This window comes from Blastocatellia bacterium, from assembly GCA_035275065.1.
GTDB lineage: Bacteria > Acidobacteriota > Blastocatellia > UBA7656 > UBA7656 > DATENM01.
Genome location: DATENM010000116.1, coordinates 1 through 3,766 on the forward strand (window position 1 = coordinate 1; position 3,766 = coordinate 3,766).

Sequence of the window (3,766 nt, forward strand, 5' to 3'; positions counted from 1 at the left end):
TCGCCTGGCCGCCGCCTCACCAATCAATCGCTCCATCTCTTGATTGGCGTCTAGGCGGTCGCGCAGGTCGTGCTCCTTGAGGTCGAAGCGGCTCTGTTGTGCCGGGGTGATCTGCTGCGCCGGCTCGCCATCAATGGTCACAAAGGTGGTGCGCAGCGCCTCGTGGCGCGCAACGATGCGGTCCAGCGCCCGCCGCAGCGCGCGGCGGTCGAGCTGTCCCTTCAGCCGCCAGCCGTAGAAGATGTGATAGGCCTGGCTGGCGCCCATCTGCGCCAGGAACCACAGCCGTTGCTGCGCGAACGATAAGGGCAGATGCTCGACGCGCTGGGCTGGCGTGATGGCCGGTAACGTGGTCGGGGTGGCTCGCTCCACTGCGATGGCAAAGTCGGCGAGCACGGGGTGCTCGAAGACATCGCTGATGCTCACCTCGATATTCAATGCCTGCCGCAGCCGCGCGATCACCCGCATCACCAACAGCGAATGCCCCCCAAGCTCGAAGAAGTTGTCGCGGCGGCTTACGCGCGCTACCTTCAGCACCTCGCCCCAGATCGCCGCCACCGCCTGCTCCGTCTCCCCCGCCGGCTCCTCGTACTCCTGCCGCCCATCCCCTTCTCGCTCCGGCTCAGGCAGCGCCTTGCGGTCGAGCTTGCCGTTAGGTGTCAGCGGCAGCGACTCCAAGCACACATACGCCCCCGGCACCATGTACTCCGGCAGCCGCTCGCCAGCCCGCCCCCGCACATCCCTTATCAGTTGCTTCCGGCTCCAATACTTCGGCGCCTCTCGTCGCCTTGCCGGCGGGCCTACATGCCTCTCATCTCCTTCCTCGCTGCGGCGAGCGTAAATCGTATACTGATTCGTCCCCCTCAGCAGCTCATCTTGCTCGACACTCTGTTGATACCCTTGACTTTCCAGCAGCCCCTGGATTCGGCTCAGCCGCCCGTCGATGTCATGCACCTCCACCACCAGCTGCCGGATCTTCGGCCAATCCCCAGCCTCAATCCCCTCCAACACCTCCAGTTCACTCTTCTGCACGTCCACCTTCAGCAGATCGATGCCCTCAATCCCCTCCGCGCCCATCACCTCCGATAATGTCCGCAGGCGGCAGCTGAAGTGCTCGTACTGCAACCGCTCCTGAAGCAATTGCGTCAGCTCCTCCTCAGAAATCGCCTTCTCCTGCTGCTGGTTCCTGATGAAGGCTTCGATCACCTTCGCCTCCTCCTCCAGGTCGGCGTGACGGCCGGAGATCAGCGAGTTGTGTTTGAACCAGGTGAAGCAGGCCGTGCCCGGCGCATTCGCAAGGCCGCAATCAAAGACCCGCACCTGGCCGCCACTGATTGCCGCGTTGATTCTCAGGCTCTCATACACCGCCGGAATCGGCTCGAACGCATAGACCTTCGCCCCGGGCGCACGATCCAGCACGAACAGCGTGAACAAGCCGATGTTGGCTCCCACGTCCACCACACAGGCGGCTTCGCCGAGCCTGATGCCATGCCGCAGGTACGCCTCCCGCTCGAAGATCTCCTGGTAGAGGTAGTCGCTCTCCCCCTTGTTCTGATGACTGATCACCATGCCGTTGGGCAGCTCGTACTGCGCCGCCGCCGGCAGCTCCCCACGGCCCTCCAGGCGCAGCACTTGCAGTAACGGGTAAGCGGAGGCTTCATCGGGCACCACGTAAGCCACCAGCCGCTGGTTCCCGTCCGCATCGGCGCGTGCCGTCACGACGGCCTCGCGCACCCCCTCGGCCTGCCTCAGACACGCTTCGATCTCGCCCAACTCCACCCGGTAGCCCCGCACCTTCACTTGATCATCCACTCGCCCCATATACTCAATCCGCCCATCCGCCAGCCACCGCCCCCGATCCCCCGTCCGGTACAGCCGCCCGCCTGCCTCCCCGCTCATCTCATCGGCCACGAACCGCCCCGCCGTCTGCTCGGCCCGCTGCCAGTACCCCCGCGTCACTCCCGCCCCGCCGATGCAGACCTCCCCGAGCGCCCCGGCAGGCACCACCTCTCCCTGCCCATCCAGGATGTACACTCTCATATTGCCCATGGGCCGCCCCAGCGCCACCGCCTGCGCGCCGCTCCCCGCTTGCCCTTCCACCACCTCCTGCGACAACGCTCCCACCGTGCTCTCGGTCGGCCCGTAGTGGTTGTAGACCCGGCACCCAGGCCGCCGCCGCCGTGCCCTCTCGACAAGCTCTTGTGTCAGCGCCTCGCCGCCCAGCACCAGGCATTCCCACGGAACGCGCTCCGCACCTCCCGCTTCGCCCAATAAGGCTTGCAAGTGGGTCGGCGTGATCTTCAGACAATCGATTGGCTGCTGCTGGCAGTAGCGCCCGAAGCGCCCCCCATCCAGGCAGTCGGCTGGCGACAGCACGTGCAGCAGGCCGCCGCTCACCAGCGACGGCCATAGCACCGTGTTGCCCAAGTCGGCGGCGAAGGTTGACACCAGCGCGTAGCTCCGCCTCGGCGCCACCCTCAGCCGCTCGCTAATGGCGGCCACGTAGTTGACCAGTTGGCGGTGCTCGACCATCACCCCCTTGGGCCGGCCCGTCGAGCCTGAGGTGTAGATCACATAGGCCAGGTGCTCAGGTCTCAGTCCTACTCGCGCGACTCCAGGATTGCAGTCGGCCTCGCGTTCCCACGGCCGCTGCGGCTCTGTTAGAGTCAGCACCGCAGGTCCCTGGCTGCCACGAAACAGCTCTGCCGCTTGACTATCTGTCAGCACCGACAGCGGCGCGCTGTCGGCGAGCATGTAGCGCAACCGCTCGGGCGGGTAGGCCGAGTCCAAAGGGACATAGGCTCCTCCCGCCTTCAATATTCCCAGCAGGCCAATAATCATCTCCAAGCGGCGCTCCAGGCAGATGGCGACGCGGGCATCGGGGCCGACACCGAGCCGGCGCAGGTAGTGCGCCAGCTGGTTGGCCCGCCGGTTGAGTTCCCCGTAGCTCAGCCGCGCCTCGCCGCAGACGACCGCCACGGCCTCTGGGGTCTGCTCGACCTGCTGCTCGAACAGCTCATGCACACACTGCTCTTTCGGGTAGTCAGCCTTGGTCGCGTTCCACTCATACACCACCTGTCGCCGCTCGCCCTCGGGCACTACTTCCAGGCTGCACAGCGACCGCGCCGGCGCGCTCTCCAGCGCCTCGACCAGTGATTGCAGTGCCGTGCTCATGTACTGGCAGACCCGATCAGCGCCAATTGCAGCCGCCACCTGCACCGACAGCGAGAAGCCTTCTCCTAAATCATTCACCGCGAGACTCAAGGGGTAGTTGCTCCGTGACTCCCCAGTTAGACGCTGCATGCCTTGCCAGGCCCGTGCCTGTTCCACCGACCGCGCCGGCCTTCTTTCAGCACTGTGCCGATAGTTCAACAGCGACGTGAACAGCGGCGTCGGCGCCGCTACCCCGCTGCACCGCTGCGCCAACGCCAACGACGCCTGCTCGTGCCTCAACAACTCTCCCAACTGCTCCTGCATCCCCCGCACACTCGCCGCCGCTCCTTCCTCACCCACTCTCACCTTCACCGGCAGAGTATTGATGAATAAACCTATCGCCCGCTCCGCCCCTTCGCCACCTTGCATCCGTCCCAGCAGCACCGTCCCATACACCACCTCCTGACGCCCACTCGTCCGCGCCACCACCTGCCCCCACGCCACGTGACACACGCTCGCCACGCTCACTCCCAGTTGCCGCGACACTCCCCTCATCCGCCGCGTTAATCCTTCTTCCAGTCTCATCCACCCCTGCTCGATGCCGCTGCCGTCG

General features: G+C 65.6%; 1 protein-coding gene. It reads right to left on the bottom strand.

The genetic code is table 11. The features are described from left to right. Nucleotides 1-3,738: amino acid adenylation domain-containing protein (locus VJ464_23780; GenBank protein HKQ08166.1), on the bottom strand; the 3,738-nt coding region annotated here is incomplete at its 3' end. Between the last annotated feature and the right edge of the window lie 28 nt (nt 3,739-3,766).